The sequence below is a fragment of the Endozoicomonas numazuensis genome (genome assembly GCF_000722635.1).
Classification (GTDB): domain Bacteria; phylum Pseudomonadota; class Gammaproteobacteria; order Pseudomonadales; family Endozoicomonadaceae; genus Endozoicomonas_A; species Endozoicomonas_A numazuensis.
Genome location: NZ_JOKH01000005.1, coordinates 388,328 through 411,211, shown reverse-complemented (window position 1 = coordinate 411,211; position 22,884 = coordinate 388,328). Strand labels below are relative to the sequence as shown.

Below are 22,884 nucleotides of genomic sequence, written 5' to 3'. Positions count from 1 at the left end.
ATGGCGTCGATCTCGTTAAAAACAGGCACTGTGAATAAAATGGTGAAAGAAGAAAGCCACAAGGCTGTGGAGAATTTCTCTGACCAGCTTTCCAACGAACGATTGGAGATTGAAGGACGTAGCCTCTGGGCAGATGCCCGTCGACGCTTCCTGAGTAATAAGGCAGCTGTCGCCAGCATGGTCGTTCTGGTAGCAGTGACCTTGCTGATTGTATTTGGCCCTATGGTCAGTCAGTTTACTTACGATGAAATTGACTGGGCTAACATGGCTGCACCGCCTTCTATGGAAACCGGCCATTTCTTTGGTACAGATCACCTGGGCCGGGATCTCTTTGTCCGTACCCTTGAAGGTGGTCGTATCTCTTTCATGGTAGGAGCACTGGGTGCACTGGTTGCTGTCATCATCGGAACGATCTATGGTTCCATGGCAGGCTTTCTGGGTGGTCGCGTTGATAACCTTATGATGCGAGCGCTGGAAATTCTTCAGTCTTTCCCTTTTATGTTTCTGGTCATTCTGATGATCACTTTCTTCGGACGTTCCATCCTGCTGATTTTTATCGCCATTGGAGCGGTCTCCTGGCTGGATATGGCTCGTATCGTTAGAGGCCAGACTCTGAGTCTGAAAAGTAAAGAATTTATCGAAGCGGCTGTGATCAGTGGCGCCAGCTCTACCCAGATTGTTTTCCGCCACCTGATCCCAAACTTGCTGGGTATCGTTGTCGTTTATGCCTCTCTGCTGGTACCGGGCATGATTCTGTTTGAATCATTCCTGAGCTTCCTGGGGCTGGGTGTACAGGAACCCATGACCAGCTGGGGTGCACTTGTGAATGAAGGTGCGACCTCCATGGAAGTGGCCATATGGCAACTGGCGTTCCCGACGTCCTTCCTGGTGGTCACTCTATTCTGTTTCAACTTTATTGGTGACGGGCTGCGTGATGCACTCGACCCCAAAGATCGCTAATCCGGAGGCCATATGAATCTTTTAGATGTAGATAACCTTCGGGTTAAATTTACGACACCCGACGGGGATGTCACTGCAGTAAACAATATGACTTTCTCTCTGAGGGCCGGTGAAACACTGGGCCTGGTAGGAGAGTCCGGCTCGGGTAAAAGTCAGACGGCTTTTGCTCTCATGGGGCTGCTGGCAAAAAATGGCATCATTGAGGGGTCAGCCAAGTTTGAAGGCCAGGATATTCTGGGCCTGAGTGAAAACGAGCTGAATCGTATCCGGGCAGAGCAGGTCTCCATGATCTTCCAGGACCCCATGACCTCACTGAACCCCTATATGAAAGTAGGGCCTCAGCTGATGGAAGTTCTGCAGCTGCACAAAGGTATGAGTAAAAAAGAAGCCTTTGAAGAATCTGTAAAGATGCTGGATGCGGTTAAAATGCCAGAAGCCCGTAAGCGGATGAACATGTATCCCCATGAATTTTCAGGGGGCATGCGCCAGCGGGTTATGATCGCTATGGCTTTGTTGTGCCGTCCCAAATTGCTGATTGCAGATGAGCCAACGACGGCTCTGGACGTAACCGTTCAGGCCCAGATTATGGAGTTGCTGAATGAACTGAAAAGTGAGTTCAACACGGCCATCATAATGATCACCCACGACCTGGGTGTCGTCGCCGGTATCTGTGACAAAGTATTGGTCATGTACGCGGGTCGTACCATGGAATATGGCACCACCAACGAGGTCTTTTATGATCCTCGTCATCCATACTCCCGAGGTTTGCTTGAGGCTATTCCTCGCCTGGACACGGGAGGCGAGATACTGCCTACCATCCCGGGCAACCCTCCCAACTTGCTTAATTTGCCACAGGGCTGTCCTTTCCAGGAACGCTGCCCTCATGTCATGCAACGTTGCCGTCAGGAAGCTCCGCCTCTGGAAAACTTCGGTAACGCTCGTCAAAAAGCCTGTTTCTGGACACCAGACAACATCAGGGAGGATGCAGCATGAGCCCTCAGCCAGCTATAGAAAGCCCTCAGCCTATTCTGAAAGTGCGTGACATCAAGGTACACTTCCCTATCCACAAAGCCAGAAGCTGGCCCTGGGAAAAGTCCCCGGTATTAAAAGCCGTTGACGGTGTCAGCTTTGATCTATACGAAGGAGAAACTCTCGGTGTAGTGGGTGAATCCGGCTGCGGAAAGTCCACCCTGGCCCGTTCCATCATTGGCCTGGTAAAGGCTACTGAAGGTGAAATCCTCTGGCAGGATGGCAACATTGCCGGGCTGTCGGAAAAGGCCATGAGAAATATCCGGAAAGATATCCAGATGATCTTTCAGGATCCGCTGGCGTCATTGAATCCGAGAATGACCGTAGGCGATATTATTGCCGAGCCTCTACGCAACTATTATCCAGAGCTGTCGAAAGACGAGGTACTTTCCAAGGTTCGTGAAATGATGGCCAAAGTAGGCTTATTGCCCAACGTCATCAACCGTTATCCCCATGAGTTTTCTGGTGGTCAGTGTCAGCGTATTGGTATTGCCCGGGCATTGATTCTCAAGCCCAAACTGGTGATTTGTGATGAACCCGTGAGTGCTCTGGATGTGTCTATCCAGGCTCAGGTGGTCAACCTGCTGAAAGAACTCCAGCAAGAAATGGGATTGTCACTGATTTTCATTGCCCACGACCTGAGTGTGGTGAAACATATCAGTGACCGGGTATTGGTCATGTATCTGGGTAATGAAGTAGAAACGGCTAAAGCTGAACCTATGTACGATGACCCACGTCATCCCTATACAAAGGCTCTTCTTTCAGCGGTTCCTATTCCTGACCCTGAACTGGAAAAAGCCAAGGTAATCGAACTGCTGGAAGGCGAGCTGCCATCTCCCATCAGTCCGCCCAGTGGCTGTGTTTTCAGAACCCGTTGTCCAATAGCAGAAGCCAGCTGTGCTCAAAACCGCCCCTACCTGATGGATGTCGGCGATCAGCATTTTGCCGCCTGTCCCAAGGCCTGATCATCAGCTCATCTGTCTACCGGCAGATGAGCGTCCTCCTTCTATCACTTTCCCAGTCTTCCAGACGCAGTGTTAATGAACTTTCCAGACCATCAAGACTCAAAAACTGCGAACCCGTAGTGCACCTCTGAATGATCCTGATTAATTCTGCTTCAGGGGTTGTCATCTGGGCATTTCGAGGGTTTAATTCGCGCACTCAAATACGCTCGCCCGAATGATCTTCCCTGTAGACAATATCGGGCTGAAAACGACCCAAGAACTGAGGAACATATGGTTCTCAAGGCCTGAACCGTGTGCTGACTGGGCGGCATTGTCCGCCACAATAGACACACGGTATATACAGATTTAGGAGCACAACATTGACAAATGCCAATAGCGTAAAACTGTCTATGCCACTCTGCTGCCAGCCCTTTGGCCTCAGCACATCATTCTCTCCCTCCGGGCACCTGGATTCTGTATATCTGTTCCTGAATGTAATCAGGGGTCGAGCCTCCCGCCAGAGTGAATCACCTTTATAAAAGGTTTCTGATCACTGCTGGTTATCATTTCCAGACTCTTTATATCCTGTCCTGGCAACTGGCTGGTTGGATCTTCCCGTTATGGAAGGTCGGTTTTAGAAGGAAAGGCATCATGCTGAAAGACAACACATACCTTGAGACCCTTTATGATGGCTACGGCCAGAGCTTTTCGGTGGATGAAATGCTGTTTGAGCAGAAAACCGAACATCAGCATCTGGTCATTTTCAACAACAAAATGTTTGGTCGTATGATGGCACTGGATGGTGTTATACAAACGACTGAAAAAGACGAGTTCATCTATCACGAAATGATGACTCATGTGCCTATTCTGACTCACGGCAACGCCAAGCGTGTGCTGATTATCGGTGGCGGTGACGGTGGCATTCTGCGTGAAGTGCTGAAGCACCAGAATGTTGAGCACGTCACCATGGTAGAAATCGATGGCGCCGTGGTCGATATGTGCAAAAAGTGGTTACCTAACCACTCTGCAGGCGCTTATGAAGATCCTCGCACCCATCTGGTGATCGACGACGGTATCAACTTTGTCAGCGACAGTAAAAAAACACCGGACAGCCGTTTTGACGTCATCATTTCTGACTGCACAGACCCGATTGGTCCCGGTGAAGTTCTGTTTTCCTCTGACTTCTACGCAGGTTGCAAACGTCTACTGAAAGAAGGCGGTATTTTTGTAGCTCAAAACGGCGTCTGCTTCATGCAACTGGATGAAGTAGAAACCACCACCCGCCGTCTTGGCCACTATATGGAAGACTGCTACTTCTACAGTGCCGCAGTACCGACTTATGTGGGTGGAATCATGACCTTTGCCTGGGGTTCAGATAACCCTGAGGCCCGCAATGTGTCTCTGGAAACGGTAACGGAGCGATTCAATGCTTGCGGTATCGAAACCCGTTACTACTCTCCCGCTATCCACAAGGCAGCTTTTGCTCTGCCCAGATACGTAGAACAGGCGATACAGAAGGTCAATGACTAATCCAGTAATACCCAGCTTTTCAGGCGCTAAAGGCTCACCAGAAGATCCCATCGAAAGCGGATGGAGCGTGGAAGAATCTCGCTCCACCTACAATGCCCGCTATTGGAGCCAAGGTTATTTCGACATCAATGACAATGGTGCTGTCGTTTATCTGCCTAAAGGCAGGCCCGCTGTCAGCCTGAATAATATTGCGGCCCAGCTGGTTCGAAAAGGGGCTTCTCTGCCAATACTGGTCCGTTTTCCAGAAATTCTGCATGACCGGGTAAATACGCTTTGTGATGCCTTTAATCAGGCCATTGGTGAATACGGATACCGCAACGATTACCTGGCGGTTTATCCCATCAAGGTGAATCAACAGCGAGCCGTCGTTGAAGAAATTCTGGAAAGTCAGGCTGCCAGACAGGATCGCCAACTGGGTCTTGAGTGTGGCAGTAAGCCCGAGTTGCTTGCTGTAATGGCCATGGCGAGCCGAGCCAGCTCTGTAATTGTTTGCAACGGTTACAAAGACAGGGAATACATTCGTCTGGCGCTGATCGGTGAAAAACTCGGGCATCAGGTCTATATCGTTCTGGAAAAGATCACCGAACTTGAAATGATTCTGAAAGAGGCCAAAGAGTTAGGTGTTACCCCAAGACTTGGCCTCCGTGTACGCCTCGCTTCCCAGGGAAAAGGGAAGTGGCAGGCCAGTGGTGGAGAAAAATCCAAGTTTGGTCTTTCTGCCAGCCAAGTGCTGAACGTTATCAAGCGGCTCAAAGACAGCAATAATATCGACTGTCTACAGCTGCTTCATTTCCATCTGGGTTCCCAGATGTCGAATATTCGCGATATCCGCAAGGGCATTAGTGAGTGTGCAAGAGTGTACGCGGAGCTGTATCGCCTGGGTGCACCTATCCATTGCCTGGACGTAGGTGGCGGCCTGGCTGTGGACTACGAAGGTACTCGTAGCCAGAGCACCTGTTCCATGAACTACAGTCTTCAGGAATATGCGAACAACATCGTCTATACCTTGGGAGACCTCTGTGCAGAGCAGAAAATTCCGGTTCCAAGAATCATTTCCGAATCCGGTAGAAATCTGACAGCGCACCATGCGGTTCTGATCACCGACGTCGTGGGTGTTGAAAGCTATGAGCCAGAAGAGCCTGTTGCACCGAGCAAAGACTCACCACAGCTGTTGCATAATATGTGGCACTCCTGGAAAGATCTGGTCAAAGGTGTTGAACAACGAGCACTGGTAGAACTGTTCCATGACACCCAGAGTGACCTTTCAGAAGCTCATACCCAGTTTGGAATGGGCTTACTGGACCTGGAGCAGAGAGCCTGGGCAGAATGCATCAACCTGCGAATCTGCTTCGAACTGTCCAAGAGACTGTCTCACAAAAATCGTTCTCACAGGCCTCTGATTGATGAGCTGAGCGAAAAGCTGGCCGATAAATTTTACGTCAACTTCTCACTGTTTCAGTCTCTGCCTGATGCCTGGGGTATTGATCAGGTATTCCCGGTACTGCCACTGTCTGGTCTGAACCGTCCACCGGAAAAACGCGCGGTTATGCTGGATATTACTTGTGATTCCGATGGCACCATTGATCAGTATGTTGAGGGTCAAGGCATAGAAACCACTCTACCGGTACCTGAGTGGCACCCGGACAAACCTTATATGATCGGAATTTTCCTGGTGGGCGCTTATCAGGAAATTCTTGGCGATATGCACAACCTATTTGGCGACACTGATACGGTATCTGTGCGTGTCACAGATCTCGGGTTGATTGAAATGTTTGATTTTCAGCCTGGCGATACCGTAGAAGATGTTCTGAAATACGTGAATCTGAAACCGGAAAGCTTCCTGCAAACTTATCAAAAACTGGTGGAAGAGTACCTGCCAGAATCCAGCCGAGCCTCTGTGTTGGAAGAGCTGGAAGCGGGCCTGAAGGGCTACACCTACCTTGAACACCTGGGAGGAAATGAGCTGTGATGTTCTTCGAAGGCTCTGAAAAAAAAGTGGAAGTCATTACAGCGGCTGAAGCAGGCTCCCTGCGTAGCCGGGGTAAAGAATTCTGGTCAGGAGTAGTAGCCAAAGCTCAAGCGGAAATTCTTACAACCCTGAGCAATGACTATTGCGATGCCTACCTGCTGTCCGAGTCCAGTCTGTTTGTCTGGGAAGACCGCTTTCTGATGCTGACCTGCGGAACCACAACTCTGGCCGATGCCTTTCTGTATTTTCTGGAACACGTAGCCGACGAACATATTCTGTTTGCCAGTTTCCAACGCAAGAATGAATACCAGTCACATCTGCAGAAAACTTCTTTTCAGGAAGATATGGATCGGATTCAGTCTGAGCTCAAGGGAACGGCATTCCTTCTCGGTAGTCTGGACAGCCACCATAATTATATCTTCCATCTGGATCGCCCTTATCAACCTGCAGCCAATGATCAAACCAGCGAATTATTGATGTACCACATCAAAGGTGAAGGTGCTCAGTACTTGCGCGGCGAAGGGCAAACCATTGAAGGTATACGCAAACTGCTAAGACTGGACGAGATTCTGCCCGGCTTTGAACTGAGCGACTGGTTATTTGAGCCGTTCGGATACTCCCTGAATGCCATTAAGGGAGACCGCTATGCCACTTTCCATATCACACCTCAGGAAGAAAGCTCTTATGTGAGCTTTGAAACCAACCTGAATCTGGAAGATACGGCTATTCTGGAAAAGCTTCTGGAAGCGCTTCGCCCGGGCAGCTGGGACCTGATTGGCTTTAATGCACCTGCACCTCTGCGTGAAAATGGTGAATTCAGTTGTCTGACAGAGTGCCTTCTGCCTCTCAAGTGTGGTTATGATATGAGTTTCAATCATTATCAGCACAAAGAGCAGCGCTCGGTACAAGCCGTGGAACTGACAGGATAAGATCATGACTACGCTGACAAAAAGGGAAGACCATTCCCTCTACGCTAACGCCTTCGGCTTTCTGCGACAGCCTCTGGATTTTGATCCTGCTCAGTCCAGCGCTGACCTGATCATTACCGGTATTCCTTTTGATCTCGCCACTACCGGTCGCAGTGGCAGTCGCTTTGGTCCGGAAGCCATTCGCAAGGCTTCTGTGAACCTGGCCTGGGAAGGCAAACGCTGGCCCTGGTTCTTCAATCTGAAGGATCATCTCTCTGTAGCGGACTGCGGCGATCTGGTGTTTGAATGCGGTAACGCCCAGGATATGAGCGATACCCTTTTCCAGCATGCTGATCAACTGTTATCTGCTGGCAAGCGAATGCTGACATTGGGGGGGGATCACTTTATCAGTCTGCCTTTGTTGAGAGCACACGCCAAGCATTATGGCCCTCTGGCACTGGTTCATTTTGATGCCCATACCGATGACTATGATCTGGGCGGAAAGTTCGACCATGGCACCATGTTCCATCACGCCCAAATTGAAGGGCTGATCGATGCCTCTGCTTCAACCCAGATTGGTATTCGGACGACTTACGACCACAAGAACACACCGTTCAATGTTCTGGATGCCAGTTACGTGAACAGTGCTCCTGTGGCAGAGATCGTCGAAAAAATTCGTGACACAGTAGGTGATCGTCGTATTTATCTGACCTTTGATATCGACTGTCTCGATCCAGCTTATGCGCCAGGCACCGGAACACCGGTCTGTGGGGGGTTAACCTCTGATAGAGCTTTGCATCTACTGCGAGGTCTTCAAGGGCTGGATATTGTCGGGATGGATGTAGTTGAAGTAGCCCCTGCATACGATCACGCCGATATTACGGCTCTAGCAGGCGCCACCATTGCACTTGAGATGCTTTATTTACAGGCGTCCAAATCTAAAACCACCTGATATTATTCCCATTCAGGCAAGCTGCTCATTTGCAGCTTGTCTGGCTGGCAGCTGCCCCATCACTCTGATGACATCCAGTTTATCTGAACATGAGAGCAGGGCAGGGTGAGAACCCGGCTGACCTTCAGGAACAGGTTGACCCATCTTCTGATAAAACTCTGTCCAATAGGGGAATATTTCTCCGGTTTCCAGATCACGAAATCCCATGGGTGTTTCCGGAAAGATAGGCTCTCCCTCATTAGCTTTGCGAAAAGCTTCCAGAACCAGAGCACTGCAATACCAGGCTCGGCTTCTGATATCTGAGTGAGCCTGACTGTCTGGAGAAAAGTCACTGTTATAACGAATATGCAATTGATCGTCTGTGAAGGCTAACGCATCATCAACCAGCGATTGCCAAGGTGACTTTAGGCGAGCTACCAGAATACAGGGACGACCCAGCCCATCACAGACAGACTTATCGATAAATTGAGTCAGGGCTATCTTCTGAACCTTTGGCATGACCGCTTCAACCAGCTCCTCTCTACCCGTAGCAATGGCGACATGATTCAGGGCCATACCGTTGTATCCGGCAAACAGTCTGCTGATGATCCACTCCAGTTCGCCCCCTTTTCGAAGTTGAAACAGGAGATCACCTTTTTGCAGATCTAGTACGGGCAAGGAGTTTGGCTGCTCTATCATAATATTGAATCTGTCTTCCGGTGTTGAAGAACCGTTCCCTGAATGTTCATTTTAAATCGTTAAACAACAAGGAAAATAGCAGAATCTTGAGCCTGACACCGATGGTTCGCCCTTACACTCAGAGCTCTTTCAGAAAGAGCCCTGAGATTTCCAAGTACTTCAGCTACCAGGGAGCTCTTTTCTAAGCATTTCAAGAACAGGAGTAGTCTCAGGACGAACACCTCTCCAGATCGCAAACTGCTCTGCAGCTTGTTCTACCAGCATACCCAGACCATCTATGACTTTTCCAGCACCATGATCCAACGCCCACTGATTGAATACGGTATGAGAGGCTGAATACATCATGTCGTAGCAGCAGGTCGCAGATGCAATCACTGTGACAGGAACAGGAGGTAGGTCTCCGTGCAAACTGGCGGATGTGCCGTTGATGATAATATCAAAGCTTCCTTCCAACTCAGAAAAACCACAAGCTTTCACAGGTTTCTCTGGAAACAGACCGGCCAGCGTCTCGGCCTTGCTGACAGTACGATTGGCAATCACCAGCTCAGATGGTTCCTGCGAAAGGATAGGTTCCAGAACACCTCGTACCGCTCCACCAGCCCCCAGAATCAAGACCCGAGCCCCTTTGATTGAAACACCGTTGTTAACCGCCAGATCCTGAACCAGCCCCAGGCCATCGGTATTGTCACCGTTCAGATCACCTTGCTCATCCATCCAGAGGGTGTTGACTGCACCTGCTTTCTCAGCTCTTGCCGTCCGAACAACGGATAACGTCCAGGCCTGTTCTTTGAAAGGCACGGTCACACTCAAACCAAGGTAGCCTCCATTATCAAAGAAGCGTGTTACCGCTTCTTCAAAGTCATTCACCGGAACCAGCTGAGTGTTATAGCTCAGCTTATGTCCGACGGACTCTGCAAACATGGCATGAATTCTGGGCGACTTGCTGTGTTCAATGGGATTTCCCATCACAGCGTAATGATCAACAGGTATAGCCATTCTTTTTCCTATCTTATTAGAACCACTCTCTGGGTTTCAGGAATTCATTGTACAGACGGGCTTCTTCTGTCCCATCTTCCGGGTGCCAATTGTAATCCCAGCGTACAACAGGAGGCAGAGACATCAGGATAGACTCGGTGCGCCCACCGGATTGCAGACCGAATAATGTGCCACGGTCGTAAACCAGATTAAATTCAACATAACGGCCACGTCGGTACTCCTGAAAATAACGATTCTGTTCAGTGTACTCAGTGCCTTTACGTTTCTGGACAATAGGCAGGTAGGCTTCAATATAGCTATTACCTACACTCTGCATAAACTCGAAGCACCGCTCAAATGGCCATTCGTTCAGATCATCGTAAAACAAACCACCTATACCGCGAGGCTCATTCCGATGTTTCAGGAAGAAGTAATCGTCACACCACTTCTTGTAGCGGGGGTAAACTTCTTCACCAAAAGGCTCGCAGGCTGACTTGGCGACCTGATGCCAGTGTTTACAGTCTTCTTCAAACCCATAATAAGGTGTCAGGTCATAGCCACCACCAAACCACCAGACCGGATCAGCACCTTCTTTCTCAGCAATCAGCAAACGAACATTGGCATGGGAAGTGGGAACAAAAGGGTTTCTCGGATGAATTACCAGAGAAACACCCATGGCCTGAAAACTGCGCCCTTCCAGCTCTGGCCTCTTGGCTGTGGCAGAAGGAGGCAGTTTATCGCCTTTCACATAAGAGAAGTTAACGCCACCTTTTTCAAACAACGAACCGCCTTCGATCACCCGGGCACGGCCACCACCGCCACCATGGTATTCCCAGGATTCTTCACGAAAAACAGTATCACCGTCTTCTTTTTCCAGGGCGTTACAGATAGCGTCCTGCAATGACAACAGGTATTGCCTGACTCGCTCTACCTGTTCATGGCTGTCTACCGGTTCGCTGCTGTTTGCTGGATGATTGGATTTTCCAGTATGGGCGTCGGTCACCATAATATTCCCTGGGCTGGCTGGATAAAAAAGAAGGCAAGTTTAACAGAGCTGGGATCAACCAGCTCGTATCACTTGTCCTGTCTGAAGATCACGAATTTCAGAGGGTTCAGCCTGTGGGCCTGTTTCACCGGAAACAATCAGTGACACCTGGTTTCCCATCTGTTCCTGAACCTGCTGCTCTGTCATCAAAGGAGGTTCTCCTGCTCGATTGGCAGAAGTAGATACCAGCGGATGCCCTGCCTGTTCACAGAGCATTTTAACCACTGGGTGGGCACTGATCCTGACCGCTACCGTGTCGAATTTTCCACGAACCCAGTCCGGCGTCCATTTGTCAGGATCAGGCAGCAGCCAGGTATAAGGTCCTGGCCAGCTGGCTGACAGGGTTTCAAGCTGAGTCTCGGTCAAACCGGAAAGCAGGGGTGCAATCTGCTGCTGAGATGAAGCTACCAGTATCAACCCTTTTTCAACAGGGCGATGCTTGATATCCAGCACCTGATAAACAGCTTCCCGATTCCAGGGGTCACATCCGAGCCCCCAGACCGCTTCCGTAGGGTAGGCTATGACACCGCCCTGTTCGATAACAGCCTGAACTTTAGACATAGAGTTTCATCAACTTGATCAGCGAGTAGCGGATTCTAGCAAGGCTGTGTAACCGCCGCTAGAAGGAGCCTGACCAAGAATAGACAGCTCGGCCTGAAATCCAGAAAGAGCGGCCATCTTATCCGTTGAATTTGCTTAAATAGATCAACTATTCGCACAAATCCAACGAAAAAGCTGACTCGTTCTACTGAATTTTATGCTCGAGCGCTATCCTCGGTCAGGCTCCAAAAGAATGACTCAAGTCTTTATCGATGACTTCTCAGCAAACTCATGCAGTGCAGGGTAAGCCACTTGATCGAGCACCTTTGCCAGAGCACAGAGCTTACTCTGCACACTGTCAGTGCTCTCGCCACACACATTGATGTGGCCCATCTTTCGGCCGGATCGCTTATCTTTGCCGTACCAGTGAATATGACATCCCTCCATCGCCATCACCGCTTCTGGAAGAGAGTCTTCACCCAGGATGTTGATCATGGTGGTTTCACGGATAAGTCGGGTACTGCCCAGAGGCATTCCACAGATAGCACGCAGATGATTTTCAAACTGGCAGATTTCAGAGCCTTGCTGGGTCCAGTGCCCGGAGTTGTGCACTCTTGGAGCAATCTCATTGACCAGTAAATGGCCATTCACATCAAAGAACTCCAGTGCCAATACACCGACATAATCCAGACTCTCAGCGACCGCACTGAACATCTGTTTTGCCTGCTCCTGCAATGCCTGATCGGTAATTGCAGTAGAAAGACTCAACACCCCGTTAGTGTGTACATTTTCTGCCAGCGGATAGACTGCTAAGGCTCCATCCTTACTTCGGGCTCCAACCAGAGAGACTTCACGACCAAAAGGTACAAACTCTTCGGCCACAATAGCCTGATTTTCAGTAGCACTGATGCATTCAGCCATTTCTGCCCAGATAGCATCAGCCTGATCAGCTTCTTTTAAACGCCACTGACCTTTGCCGTCATAGCCGCCCAGTGCACTCTTGAGCACCATGGGGACACCCACAAGCTCAATCGCTTTCTGAAAATCTTCATAAGAATGAATGACACAATATCTGGCGTTTTTTACGCCCGCATCGTCCAGCAATTTTTTCTCGATACGCCGATCGCCGCCAGACTTTATAGCTTCTGTAGAAGGGAGGAACTTGCCGCTCTTCTCACAGATAGCCAGAATATCAAGAGGAATGTGCTCAAACTCTGCGGTAATGACATCGGCTTGCCTGATAGCCGATTCCAAATCGCCACTCATTTTTATTTGAGTCAGAGGATGGACCACTGATTCGCTGCCAACATCATACGCAGAGATTTTAATGTTCAGTGGTGCACCAGCCAGTGACATCATTCGAGCCAACTGGCCTGCCCCCAGCACTAAAACATGCATCAGATTAATCCTCAGCCGGATTGGGATTAGCCAAAACAGTGTCGGTTTGCTCTTTACGGAAAGCTTCTACTTTAGCCATGACCGATTCATCGTGCGTCCCGATGATCTGTGCCGCCAGAATACCCGCATTAGCGGCACCGGCTTCGCCAATAGCCAGAGTACCCACAGCAATTCCCTTGGGCATCTGAGCAATGGACAGCAATGAATCCATACCTTTCAGAGCTTTAGACTGAACCGGTACCCCCAAAACAGGCAAACTGGTAAATGCTGCAGCCATGCCAGGCAGATGGGCTGCGCCACCCGCACCTGCAATAATGACCTTGAGACCTCGCTCTTTTGCACTTGTGGCATAGTCCGCCAACAGCTGGGGAGTCCGGTGTGCTGAAACAACTTTGGTTTCATAGCTGACCCCAAACCGATCCAGCATTTCTGCCGCCAGTTTCATCGTTGGCCAGTCTGACTTCGACCCCATAATAATGCCGACTTCCATCTCAAACTCCTGTAAGCCGTGTGATTCTTGGTAGATGATTCGGATAGATTATAAGAAGACTTGTACGATTGAGCGAATAAGCATTAAAAAATCTTGTAATAATCTTTGAAGAAGAAGGTAAATGATTATTTTTTGCGCAAAAATGCGTCACCCTGTTCTGGTATAACCGCCTGGAACCGATTCGATAAAACCCTCCAGCTCCATTTCAGTCAGAATGACAGAGACTTCATCAAACGAAAGTCCCGATATCTGACAGATCAGGTCCACACTGACAGCTTCACCATTCAGGCTCTCCAGAATGACTCTCTGCACGCCAGATAAGTCGGAGCTGATTGTCTCAGGTTCGTCTGAAGATTCCACAAAAGGTCTGAGATAGTTTTGCAGCTCAATGAGAATATCCTCTGCCGACTCCACCAGCACTGCACCTTCCCGAATCAGTTTATGGCAGCCCCGACTGAGAGGATTTAAAACCGACCCCGGTACCGCAAATACCTCACGTCCTTGCTCTGCAGCTAGCCTGGCCGAAATGAGAGAACCACTGTTCAGTGCAGCTTCAACCACCAATACGCCTGATGACAAACCACTGATGATGCGATTTCTTCTTGGAAAATTCCCGGGGTTGGGCGTCGTTCCCAACGGAAACTCACTGACGACAGCCCCTTGCATGGCTATAGCCTGGTAGAGATCACCATGACTTCTGGGGTAAATGACATCTACTCCGGTTCCCAGTACGGCTATCGTACTGCCATAACTGCCCAACACCCCCTGATGAGCGGCTGCATCAATACCCAAAGCCATGCCACTGGTGATAATCAATCCTTTTCTGGAAAGATCTCTGGCTAACTCCTGAGCTAGACGCCGAGCCTGAGGAGTTGGCCTGCGACTGCCAACGACTGCCAGCTGAGGTTCATTTAATAAATCAATATTACCGACCACATAAAGCAGGGGAGGGGGGTCACTTAATTCTTTGAGAGCAACAGGATACTGCGAAGATTGAAGGGTAATAATATGATGAGCTTTACTGGATTCCAGCCATTGTCGGCAATAGTTCAACCGATCAACAATCTCCGGAGTCTCAGGATTGGATGATAATTGCGCTGCCAGCTTTTCCGGCAGCCCTGCTCTGAGCGCATGATAAGAAGCAGACAGGATAGCGTCTGCTGAACCAAACTCTCGAATCAGCGCATTAAACCGTACAGCACCGAGACCGGGCTGAAACGAAAGCAGCAGCCATTTTCGTAGCTGCTGCCAGTTGGAATCACAGGTTTGCTGAGTCATTGAACCTCAAGGGCTTTTCAGAGTATCTCCTACACCTATTTCTTCATAGGCAGTCAGCACAATACCATAGCTTACTTTTTCAAAAGGACGATAAATCATGATCATGCCGGCCTTTTCAGGAGGAAGCTTGATCATTTCACCACTCACCTGATCTTTGACCATCAGATTCTTATAGGCATTGAGAATATCGCCCTGGCGCAGACCTTCGCGGATACCACGATTAACAATCACGCTGTTGAACTGACCGACTTTCTGTACGCCTTCAACCACTGAAACAATTTTTCCTTCCACAGGAGCATCGGGTGCTCTGGGGAAAAAGGTGGTTTGAAGACTGAAAGAGTCTGCTGGCACTACTTTGTCACCAGGTCTGACTTCCTGCTGACTGGCTTTGATACTCAGGCTGGCAATACCATTATCCACTTTCTGCAGAGAGGCATCTGCGACTTCATGACCAATAATGCCAAGCATCTCACCGCTGTCAGGATCCGTCAGAACTTCTCCGGCACGAAGAATATCCAGATTCTTATCCAGAGATCCGATCCGTCCACGGGCGTAAACCTTGTCTCCAGCACCGGTAATGATTCGCTCTTGTCTGGAAGCAAATACATAGGGAGCTCCATTCAGCTCCTGCTTGGAGGCAAAAACCCGACTGTTCTTGAGAAAAGCGTCAATAGCACTGAGTGGAATTGCAGGAATAGCCGATTCAGCAGGTAAGGTTCTCACCTTGGGGCTGAGCTTGATGGTTCTGCCACTTTCACCACGACGAACAATAGTCAGTCTTGGACGACCATCGATGTAAACCAGGCTAACCAGATCGCCGGGGAAAATCAGATGGGGGTTATGGATCTGGGGGTTGGCGTGCCAGATTTCAGGCCAAAGCCATGGGCTTTTCAGGAAACGATTGGAAATTTCCCAGAGTGTATCCCCTTTCTTTACCAGGTAATCCTGGGGAGAATCAGACTTGATCGGACTCTCGTAAGCGATCCCTACTGACGACAGACAGAGCAGAAGAACGCCCAGTACTATGCTTCTCATTGGTTCCCGATCCCTTGCGCTTGTTGTTGGTTTTATTCCAGCAGTTTACCAACTGGCCCTGTCTTGGAGCAATCCAACTCTTCAACATGAAGAGAATCCACCCACAGAATTGTGACTTATCCTCTATTTCTTTTGGGCTCCAGGCTGCTTTGTCGCCTCATCAGGGATAAGACTGATCAATTATTGTTCTCGACCAGCCACCACCTTTCTGTACTCCCTGACCAAACCTGTACACTATCCAACTACTTGATTTTTGCCTACCCTGGAACTTTGAGAAAATCATGAAAGACGGCTGATTGCCTGAAGGAGAACAGTAAGAAAGATTAAATTATGCCTGCCGATATCAGTCTTAGTCATCAGGCACTGGCAAAATCATGGAAATCACTTCAGAAAGAAACCATCCCATTCAACAGTCAGAATCCAACCGGCAGATATTCCAGTGGGCATCGGATGAACTGGAAAAAAAAGGGTACTCCAGAAAAATTTCAGCCCGGATCATTAAAAAAATGATGATTCGCATGAAAGATCAGAAAGCCAGTTTCATTCAATGGGTCACCGACAGGCCTGTGTATACAGAGTCTCATTACCATAAACAGCACAAAGCCCGCCTTTTTATTCAGCACCAGGTAAGCCGCATGATCGTGAGATCACTGATGAAAAAAGGCTACCCAAAACAGTCAGCCTGCCACTTGGCCTATACATTAATTCGCCATGCCGGAGGGCCGGAACACTGTGACATTACTGCTGTTCTGGAAGCGACAAAGTCCTGGCCAAAGCTTAAGCGGCCGTAGTATTCGAAACCCATTGCTTTGTCCTATCTATTTCGAATGACCTCTTTGCTTTGTAAATACACGTCAATCTAATCATTTATCCCCATATCACCGCTTTAAACACAGATATCGTTACTTGAATCAATCACGATTTTAAAAATAAAACACTTGAAAATGGAACGTTCGCACTTAAAACTACCTATATACCTAAAAGAAATTTAAAATTAATTTTTAATCGGACAAAACAGCTTTGAGTTCACGTAGCTAAAGCTGAATTTTTACAGACAATAAGCTTGAGAATTTGAATGGCGCTTCTGGAAATCCTCCAATACCCTGACGAAAGACTTCGCACCATTGCTGAGCCAGTGGCTGAAGTAAACGACGATATTCGTAAAATCGTGGACGACATGCTGGAAACCATGTACGACTCCAAGGGTGTTGGTCTGGCTGCCACTCAGGTCGATATCCATCTGCGAATTGTAGTGATGGACTTTTCCGACGATGGTTCTGAGCCACTGGTTTTGATCAACCCATCGTTTGAGCCGTTGACCGATGAGCTGACCGACCTGTCTGAAGGCTGCCTGTCTGTCCCCGGATTCTTTGAGCTGCTGGATCGCCCGGCTCAGATTCGCCTGACTGCACTGGACAGAGATGGCAACGAATACTCAAAAGATCTGGATGCTCTGCCTGCGGTCTGTGTTCAACATGAACTGGACCACCTGAACGGCAAACTGTTTGTGGATTACTTGTCTCGCCTTAAACAGGAACGAATCCGTAAGAAGCTGGTAAAAAACAGACGCTTAGCGACAGCTTAAGTCTTTTGCAGGCTCCTGGAAGAGGTCAAAGCAACTCTTCCAGGAGACACATTAACCTGACTTTCGCATATGGCTGATTTACTCAGCCCCTTACTTTATCTATCATCGCCGCCATCCCCATCGTTCTGTCGAGCCTGTAGAAAACCCAATGAAAAGCCTTCGTATTGTCTTTGCCGGAACTCCGGAATTTGCCAGTGCCCACCTCCAAGCGGTTCTGGACAGTCAGGCTGTGCAAGACAACCATCATGAAGTGGTTGCAGTGTATACACAGCCAGACAGGCCGGCTGGACGGGGCCGCAAGCTCAAGCCAAGCCCTGTGAAAGAGCTGGCTCTGCAACATGATATTCCGGTGTTTCAGCCACTGTCCCTTAAAAAGGATGAGGAAGCCCGGGAACAACTGGCTGCACTGAAGCCAGACCTTATGATTGTGGTAGCCTATGGTTTGATTCTGCCTCAGAGTGTTCTGGATATTCCAACATATGGTTGTATCAATGTGCACGGTTCTATTTTGCCCAGATGGCGAGGAGCCGCTCCTATCCAGCGTGCGATTGCGGCAGGGGATGAGGAGTCCGGCGTTACCATCATGCAGATGGATAAAGGGCTGGATACGGGTGATATGCTGATTAAAGCCTGCTGCCCCATCCACATAACCGACAAATCTTCCGACTTGCATGACCGTCTTATCGAAGTGGGTCAGCCCGCCCTGATCGAAGCCATTGATGCGATTGCCAAAGGCACTATCACTGCAGAAAAACAGGATGACAGCTGCGCTTGTTATGCCCATAAGATGAGTAAGGAAGAAGCTCGAATAGACTGGACCCAGCCTGCGGAAAAACTGGATTGCCTGGTACGTGCTTTTAATCCCTGGCCAGTGGCTACAACAGAGCTTGAAGACAATGCTATTCGGGTATGGGAAGCTGAGCGAGTGGAAGGTAACAGCGATGAGGCTCCAGGTACCCTGATTAAGGCAGACAAGTCAGGTCTGGATATTGCTACTGCAGAAGGCATCCTCCGTCTGACTAATGTGCAGTTATCTGGCAGCCGTGCCATGTCAGTGCAGGACCTGCTAAACAGCCGCAGGGATATGTTTGTACCCGGGAAAAAATTCAGCTGATGGCTAAACAATCATCCGTTCGACTGGCTGCCGCCAAAGTCATCAACCGTGTTGTCTCCGGTGAGTCTCTGAATCAGGTTCTTCCTGAATATCAGGAGGGGTTGCGTCAAAAAGATCAGCCACTTCTGGCAGAGCTCTGCTATGGCACATTACGTTACTATTTTCGTCTGGATAGCTGGCTTAGCTTTCTGATGGATAAGCCACTGAAGGCGAAAGAACAGACGATTCACAGTCTGATTCTGGTAGGGCTCTATCAGCTGTTTTACACCCGTATTCCAGCCCATGCCGCGATTGGTGAAACTGTTCAGGTGACTCGAACACTGGGCAAAGCCTGGGCCCGAGGCCTGGTAAATGGTGTACTGCGATCTGCACAGCGTCAGGAAGAAGAGCTGAACGCACTGTCCGACTCAGACGACATTTGTCTTACCGCCCATCCACAGTGGTTGATTGGCAAGATTCGCAAAGCCTGGCCGGATCATTGGCAGGATATCACTCGAGCCAATAATCAATCTCCGCCTATGACCCTGAGGGTCAATGAGCAGCATATCAAGCGTGATCGCTACCTTAAAAAATTGCTGGACGACTGTATTCAGGCTTCCTCTTCTTTGGTATCCCCACAAGGGATCACTTTGGCCAGAGCCACCTCGGTCGATCAGCTCCCTGGTTTTTTCGACGGCGTAGTCAGTGTGCAGGATGAATCTGCTCAGCTGTCTGGCAATCTTCTCTCGGTTAAAGAAGGAGATCGGGTTCTGGATGCTTGCTGTGCGCCAGGCGGTAAAACCTGTCAGCTGTTGGAAATGAATCCTGGTATTGAACTGGATGCTCTGGATGTTGATGAAAAGCGTCTGGTTCGTGTGCAGGAAAATCTGGATCGTATTGGCCTCAAAGCCAGACTGATGACAGGAGATGGCACACAACCTGAACAATGGTGGGATGGACAGAAGTACGATCACATTCTGCTGGATGCTCCTTGCTCAGCGACAGGCGTTATTCGCCGTCACCCTGATATTAAGTTACTTCGCAAGCCCGAAGACATTGATGCTCTTGCCGAACTTCAAGGCAAGATTCTTAATACTATGTGGTCATTGCTCAAGCCCGGTGGCACACTGCTGTATGCAACCTGCTCTATTATGCCCGCAGAGAACAGCAAGCAGATTTCAGCCTTCCTCGATCAATGCGAAGACGCCAGACTTCAACCCCTTGCCGGCGAATGGGGACTGGATACAGGCTTTGGCCGACAGATTTTGCCCGGCTCAGGAGACGGTTTTTTCTATAGCCTGCTGAAGAAAGTGGAAAACGATACTAAAGCGCCAACTATTGATAATGAACTTTCCACTGCCAATAAGAGCCATCAGCCCATAAAGAGCCATCAGCCCATAAAGAGCAAACAGGAAAATCTATGAAGATCATCATTCTCGGTGCCGGACAAGTGGGCGGAACCCTGGCAGAAAATCTGGCCAATGAAGAGAACGACATCACGGTTGTCGATACCAATGGTGAGCGCCTGAGAGAATTGCAGGACCGCATTGATATCCGGACTATTCAGGGCATGGCCTCTTTCCCATCTGTACTTAAACAGGCGGGTGCTGATGATGCTGATATGCTGGTAGCGGTGACCAACAGTGATGAAGTTAACATGGTCGCCTGCCAAATTGCCTATACCATGTTCCACACACCTTCCAAGATTGCCCGGATTCGTCAGGCGGCTTATCTGAACAAAGAAAATCTGTTCGGTGATGATGCACTGCCTATCGACGTATTAATCAGCCCCGAACAGGTGGTCACGAATTACATTCGACGACTCCTTGAGCGTCCTGGCGCACTCCAGGTTCTGGACTTCGCCGACGGCCGTGCTCAGCTGGTGGCCATGAAAGCCTATTACGGTGGTCCACTGGTGGGTCAGGAGCTCCGTTACCTCCGTGAACACATGCCCAATGTTGATACCCGTGTAGCTGCCATCTTCCGTAGAGGCAAAGCTATTATGCCCAAAGGCACAACAGTGATTGAGGCAGACGATGAAGTCTTTTTCATTGCTGACCGTTGTCATATCCGGGCTGTCATGAGCGAACTGCAGAGACTGGATGATGATTACAAGCGCATCATTATTGCTGGTGGCGGTAACATTGGTTTGCGTCTGGCTCAATCGGCTGAAAATGATTTCAAGGTAAAAATCATTGAGCAAAATATGGAGCGTTGTCAGTTCCTGTCAGAAACGCTGATAAAAGCCATGGTTTTTAATGGCAATGCGTCCGATAAAGAATTGCTGATTTCTGAAAATATTGAAGAAACGGATATTTTCTGTGCCCTGACCAACGATGATGAAGCCAACGTTATGGCTGCCATGTTGGCGAAGCGACTGGGGGCCAGAAAAGTTATGGCTCTGATCAATAACCCTGCTTACGTAGATCTGGTTCAGGGGGGTGAGATTGATATTGCGATTTCTCCGCAACAGGCCACGATTGGCAGTCTGCTCAAGCACGTTCGCCGTGGTGATGTCGTGAATGTGCACTCGCTCCGACGGGGTGCAGCAGAAGCCATTGAAGCGATTGCCCATGGTGATGAAAATTCATCCAGGGTAGTTGGTAAAACCGTTCAACAGGTTGAGCTGCCTCCTGGAACAACCATCGGAGCCATTGTCAGAAACGATGAAGTGTTGATAGCCCACGACACAACTCGTATAGAATCCGGAGACCATATCATCCTGTTCCTGACCAATAAAAAACGTATTCATGAAGTAGAACAACTCTTTCAGGTTGGACTGGGCTTCTTTTAAAGGATACATTTCGAAAATAAAGTCAGCCGTTTCTTTTTTCCCGCTACTGAAAAAATACACCGCTGACTTGAAGTACTGTTGCATCATCCGGGGGAAGGATTGGTGCATTAGTATCAGGACTGACCAAGAGTAGACCGCTTGGCCTCCGACCTCACGCACATAACGATAACCAAATCAGACAGCATGGCCGTTGTCTGTATAACTAGAAAAACAGGGGCTTATGCAGTTTTCTGTCGTTTTACCTGTCCTGGGTATTCTTTTGATGCTGTTCAGTTTCTCCAGCCTTCCGCCTTTGGCGGTGGCTTTAATTTATGGAGAAGCTGAAGTTTCACTGTTTTTATATACTTTTTTCCTGACATTCCTGATCGGTTTCTTTTTCTGGTTTCCCTTCAGAAGGATCAAAGCAGACTTGCGTACCCGCGACGGTTTCATCATTACTGTTCTTTTCTGGGTTGTGCTTGGGGGGATGGGTGCTCTACCTCTGCTGTTGATGACAGATCCGGCTCTCAGTGTGACCGATGCTGTTTTTGAGTCCATGTCAGGCCTGACGACTACCGGAGCAACAATACTCACAGGCATTGATGACCTGCCCAAGTCGATTCTCTTTTACCGCCAGCAACTCCAGTGGCTGGGTGGTATGGGGATCATTGTTCTCGCTGTTGCCATTATGCCCATGCTGGGAGTAGGGGGAATGCAGCTTTACCGGACAGAAACGCCGGGTCCTATTAAAGACAACAAACTGACTCCCCGAATCAAAGAAACGGCCAAAGCACTCTGGCTGCTTTATCTCACACTCACTGCAGTTTGCGCCCTGGGCTATTGGTTAGCGGGGATGAATCTTTTTGATGCCGTAAGCCACAGCTTTTCGACAATAGCCATTGGTGGTTTCTCAACCCATGATGCCAGTATTGGCTATTTTGATTCACCATTGATTAATGCCACTGCCACCTTTTTCATGCTGGTTGCTGGCATCAACTTCGCTCTTCACTTTTTTGCCTGGCGCAATAAATCCACTCATCATTACTGGAAAGACCCTGAAGTTCGAGCTTACCTGCTCATTCTACTGGTCGTCTCATTCATCACAGTGGCTGGTCTCTACTTCTCCGGAACCTATGATCTCGCTGACTCGCTGGATCACGGTATTTTTGAAGTGGTTTCTGTTGCAACCACAACAGGTTACGCCACCAGCGGCTTCTCAGCCTGGCCAACCTTCCTGCCACTGCTACTGTTTATGACCAGCTTTGCAGGGGGCTGTGCAGGGTCCACGGCCGGCGGGATGAAAGTGATCCGTGTTCTACTGATCTTCAAACAGGGGATGAGAGAACTTCGTCGTCTGGTTCATCCCAATGCTATTTTCTCGATCAAGTTGGGAGGAAAAGCCGTCCATAGCCGGGTCGGTGAAGCAGTCTGGGGATTCTTTGCCACCTATGTATTCCTGTTTGCCGTCTTAATACTGGCAGTGATGGCAACGGGGGTAGATCTGACTACTGCATTTTCGACCGTAGCTTCCAGCATGAATAATCTGGGACCTGCTTTGGGCGAAGCCGCTGAAAATTACGACTCCCTTCCTGATACTGCAAAATGGATTCTCTGCTTTGCCATGCTGCTGGGTCGTCTGGAAATCTTCACGCTGCTGGTATTGTTTACACCCACATTCTGGAAATACTGAAAAGAGTGCAGT

General features: G+C 49.2%; 21 protein-coding genes. 13 read left to right on the top strand and 8 right to left on the bottom strand.

The features are described 5' to 3' along the window. Positions 1–39 precede the first annotated feature (39 nt). The 7 genes from oppC (at position 40) to speB (ending at position 8,292) form a co-directional block, all read left to right on the top strand. Positions 40–960, top strand: a complete 921-nt coding sequence (oppC, locus tag GZ78_RS20760) for an oligopeptide ABC transporter permease OppC (RefSeq protein WP_034840323.1) — start codon at positions 40–42, stop codon at positions 958–960. A gap of 12 nt (positions 961–972) precedes the next feature. Continuing rightward, the gene (gene oppD / locus GZ78_RS20755; protein ID WP_051786388.1) at positions 973–1,953 is read left to right on the top strand and encodes an ABC transporter ATP-binding protein; all 981 of its coding nucleotides are present in this window, start codon (positions 973–975) and stop codon (positions 1,951–1,953) included. Further along, positions 1,950–2,954, top strand: coding sequence for a murein tripeptide/oligopeptide ABC transporter ATP binding protein OppF (oppF, locus tag GZ78_RS20750; RefSeq protein WP_034840322.1), 1,005 nt, complete (start codon positions 1,950–1,952; stop codon positions 2,952–2,954). Before oppD ends, oppF begins: the two co-directional genes overlap by 4 nt. A 630-nt stretch (positions 2,955–3,584) precedes the next feature. Beyond that, positions 3,585–4,463, top strand: a complete 879-nt coding sequence (speE, locus tag GZ78_RS20745; RefSeq protein WP_034840579.1) for a polyamine aminopropyltransferase — start codon at positions 3,585–3,587, stop codon at positions 4,461–4,463. After that, positions 4,456–6,432, top strand: coding sequence for a biosynthetic arginine decarboxylase (gene speA / locus GZ78_RS20740; RefSeq protein ID WP_081869966.1), 1,977 nt, complete (start codon positions 4,456–4,458; stop codon positions 6,430–6,432). The genes speE and speA overlap by 8 nt, the downstream gene beginning before the upstream one ends. Continuing rightward, positions 6,432–7,361 carry an adenosylmethionine decarboxylase gene (locus GZ78_RS20735; RefSeq protein WP_034840321.1) on the top strand — a complete coding sequence of 310 codons (930 nt, stop codon included), beginning with the start codon at positions 6,432–6,434 and terminating at the stop codon, positions 7,359–7,361. Before speA ends, GZ78_RS20735 begins: the two co-directional genes overlap by 1 nt. Positions 7,362–7,365: 4 nt before the next feature. Then, complete coding sequence (gene speB / locus GZ78_RS20730; protein WP_034840320.1) at positions 7,366–8,292, top strand: agmatinase; 927 nt, start codon at positions 7,366–7,368, stop codon at positions 8,290–8,292. A 12-nt stretch (positions 8,293–8,304) separates the two neighbouring features. Here speB and GZ78_RS20725 read toward each other — a convergent pair whose 3' ends face one another. The 8 genes from GZ78_RS20725 to GZ78_RS20690 form a co-directional block, all read right to left on the bottom strand. After that, positions 8,305–8,949 carry a YiiX/YebB-like N1pC/P60 family cysteine hydrolase gene (locus GZ78_RS20725; RefSeq protein WP_161787447.1) on the bottom strand — a complete coding sequence of 215 codons (645 nt, stop codon included), beginning with the start codon at positions 8,947–8,949 and terminating at the stop codon, positions 8,305–8,307. 180 nt (positions 8,950–9,129) lie between these two features. Further along, positions 9,130–9,966 carry a shikimate dehydrogenase gene (aroE, locus tag GZ78_RS20720; protein WP_034840317.1) on the bottom strand — a complete coding sequence of 279 codons (837 nt, stop codon included), beginning with the start codon at positions 9,964–9,966 and terminating at the stop codon, positions 9,130–9,132. A 16-nt stretch (positions 9,967–9,982) separates the two neighbouring features. Beyond that, complete coding sequence (gene hemF / locus GZ78_RS20715) at positions 9,983–10,951, bottom strand: oxygen-dependent coproporphyrinogen oxidase (RefSeq protein ID WP_081869965.1); 969 nt, start codon at positions 10,949–10,951, stop codon at positions 9,983–9,985. 54 nt (positions 10,952–11,005) lie between these two features. Continuing rightward, positions 11,006–11,551 (bottom strand): L-threonylcarbamoyladenylate synthase, encoded by a 546-nt coding sequence (locus tag GZ78_RS20710; protein WP_034840314.1) that lies wholly within the window; start codon positions 11,549–11,551, stop codon positions 11,006–11,008. 237 nt (positions 11,552–11,788) lie between these two features. Next, entirely contained in the window at positions 11,789–12,928 is a 1,140-nt protein-coding gene (locus GZ78_RS20705) for a 5-(carboxyamino)imidazole ribonucleotide synthase (RefSeq protein WP_034840311.1), read from the bottom strand. A gap of 4 nt (positions 12,929–12,932) precedes the next feature. Next, positions 12,933–13,418 carry a 5-(carboxyamino)imidazole ribonucleotide mutase gene (purE, locus tag GZ78_RS20700; protein ID WP_034840308.1) on the bottom strand — a complete coding sequence of 162 codons (486 nt, stop codon included), beginning with the start codon at positions 13,416–13,418 and terminating at the stop codon, positions 12,933–12,935. Between the two features lie 147 nt (positions 13,419–13,565). After that, positions 13,566–14,696, bottom strand: a complete 1,131-nt coding sequence (gene dprA / locus GZ78_RS20695; RefSeq protein ID WP_051786387.1) for a DNA-processing protein DprA — start codon at positions 14,694–14,696, stop codon at positions 13,566–13,568. A gap of 6 nt (positions 14,697–14,702) precedes the next feature. Further along, complete coding sequence (locus GZ78_RS20690) at positions 14,703–15,731, bottom strand: LysM peptidoglycan-binding domain-containing protein (protein ID WP_034840305.1); 1,029 nt, start codon at positions 15,729–15,731, stop codon at positions 14,703–14,705. A 374-nt stretch (positions 15,732–16,105) separates the two neighbouring features. On the opposite strand from GZ78_RS20690, the gene GZ78_RS20685 reads away from it, so the two are divergent. The 6 genes from GZ78_RS20685 (at position 16,106) to GZ78_RS20660 (ending at position 22,872) form a co-directional block, all read left to right on the top strand. Beyond that, on the top strand, positions 16,106–16,522 hold the full coding sequence (locus tag GZ78_RS20685; RefSeq protein ID WP_034840302.1) for a hypothetical protein: 417 nt from the start codon (positions 16,106–16,108) through the stop codon (positions 16,520–16,522). Between the two features lie 284 nt (positions 16,523–16,806). After that, the gene (gene def / locus GZ78_RS20680; RefSeq protein WP_034840300.1) at positions 16,807–17,316 is read left to right on the top strand and encodes a peptide deformylase; all 510 of its coding nucleotides are present in this window, start codon (positions 16,807–16,809) and stop codon (positions 17,314–17,316) included. Between the two features lie 148 nt (positions 17,317–17,464). Next, a complete protein-coding gene (gene fmt / locus GZ78_RS20675) occupies positions 17,465–18,430 on the top strand; it encodes a methionyl-tRNA formyltransferase (RefSeq protein ID WP_034840297.1) in 966 nt (321 codons plus the stop codon). After that, positions 18,430–19,833: a 16S rRNA (cytosine(967)-C(5))-methyltransferase RsmB gene (gene rsmB, locus GZ78_RS20670; RefSeq protein WP_081869964.1), complete on the top strand. Its 1,404-nt coding sequence runs from the start codon at positions 18,430–18,432 to the stop codon at positions 19,831–19,833. The genes fmt and rsmB overlap by 1 nt, the downstream gene beginning before the upstream one ends. Then, positions 19,830–21,203, top strand: a complete 1,374-nt coding sequence (gene trkA, locus GZ78_RS20665; protein ID WP_034840294.1) for a Trk system potassium transporter TrkA — start codon at positions 19,830–19,832, stop codon at positions 21,201–21,203. Before rsmB ends, trkA begins: the two co-directional genes overlap by 4 nt. Before the next feature lie 220 nt (positions 21,204–21,423). Then, the gene (locus tag GZ78_RS20660; protein WP_034840292.1) at positions 21,424–22,872 is read left to right on the top strand and encodes a TrkH family potassium uptake protein; all 1,449 of its coding nucleotides are present in this window, start codon (positions 21,424–21,426) and stop codon (positions 22,870–22,872) included. Positions 22,873–22,884: the final 12 nt, after the last annotated feature.

Coding starts and splice junctions, on each gene's coding strand:
- oppC (WP_034840323.1), top strand. CDS start 40: ATGGTGAAAGAAGAAAGCCACAAGGCTGTGGAGAATTTCTCTGACCAG.
- oppD (WP_051786388.1), top strand. CDS start 973: ATGAATCTTTTAGATGTAGATAACCTTCGGGTTAAATTTACGACACCC.
- oppF (WP_034840322.1), top strand. CDS start 1,950: ATGAGCCCTCAGCCAGCTATAGAAAGCCCTCAGCCTATTCTGAAAGTG.
- speE (WP_034840579.1), top strand. CDS start 3,585: ATGCTGAAAGACAACACATACCTTGAGACCCTTTATGATGGCTACGGC.
- speA (WP_081869966.1), top strand. CDS start 4,456: ATGACTAATCCAGTAATACCCAGCTTTTCAGGCGCTAAAGGCTCACCA.
- GZ78_RS20735 (WP_034840321.1), top strand. CDS start 6,432: ATGTTCTTCGAAGGCTCTGAAAAAAAAGTGGAAGTCATTACAGCGGCT.
- speB (WP_034840320.1), top strand. CDS start 7,366: ATGACTACGCTGACAAAAAGGGAAGACCATTCCCTCTACGCTAACGCC.
- aroE (WP_034840317.1), bottom strand. CDS start 9,966: ATGGCTATACCTGTTGATCATTACGCTGTGATGGGAAATCCCATTGAA.
- hemF (WP_081869965.1), bottom strand. CDS start 10,951: ATGGTGACCGACGCCCATACTGGAAAATCCAATCATCCAGCAAACAGC.
- GZ78_RS20710 (WP_034840314.1), bottom strand. CDS start 11,551: ATGTCTAAAGTTCAGGCTGTTATCGAACAGGGCGGTGTCATAGCCTAC.
- GZ78_RS20705 (WP_034840311.1), bottom strand. CDS start 12,928: ATGCATGTTTTAGTGCTGGGGGCAGGCCAGTTGGCTCGAATGATGTCA.
- purE (WP_034840308.1), bottom strand. CDS start 13,418: ATGGAAGTCGGCATTATTATGGGGTCGAAGTCAGACTGGCCAACGATG.
- dprA (WP_051786387.1), bottom strand. CDS start 14,696: ATGACTCAGCAAACCTGTGATTCCAACTGGCAGCAGCTACGAAAATGG.
- GZ78_RS20690 (WP_034840305.1), bottom strand. CDS start 15,731: ATGAGAAGCATAGTACTGGGCGTTCTTCTGCTCTGTCTGTCGTCAGTA.
- GZ78_RS20685 (WP_034840302.1), top strand. CDS start 16,106: ATGGAAATCACTTCAGAAAGAAACCATCCCATTCAACAGTCAGAATCC.
- def (WP_034840300.1), top strand. CDS start 16,807: ATGGCGCTTCTGGAAATCCTCCAATACCCTGACGAAAGACTTCGCACC.
- fmt (WP_034840297.1), top strand. CDS start 17,465: ATGAAAAGCCTTCGTATTGTCTTTGCCGGAACTCCGGAATTTGCCAGT.
- rsmB (WP_081869964.1), top strand. CDS start 18,430: ATGGCTAAACAATCATCCGTTCGACTGGCTGCCGCCAAAGTCATCAAC.
- trkA (WP_034840294.1), top strand. CDS start 19,830: ATGAAGATCATCATTCTCGGTGCCGGACAAGTGGGCGGAACCCTGGCA.
- GZ78_RS20660 (WP_034840292.1), top strand. CDS start 21,424: ATGCAGTTTTCTGTCGTTTTACCTGTCCTGGGTATTCTTTTGATGCTG.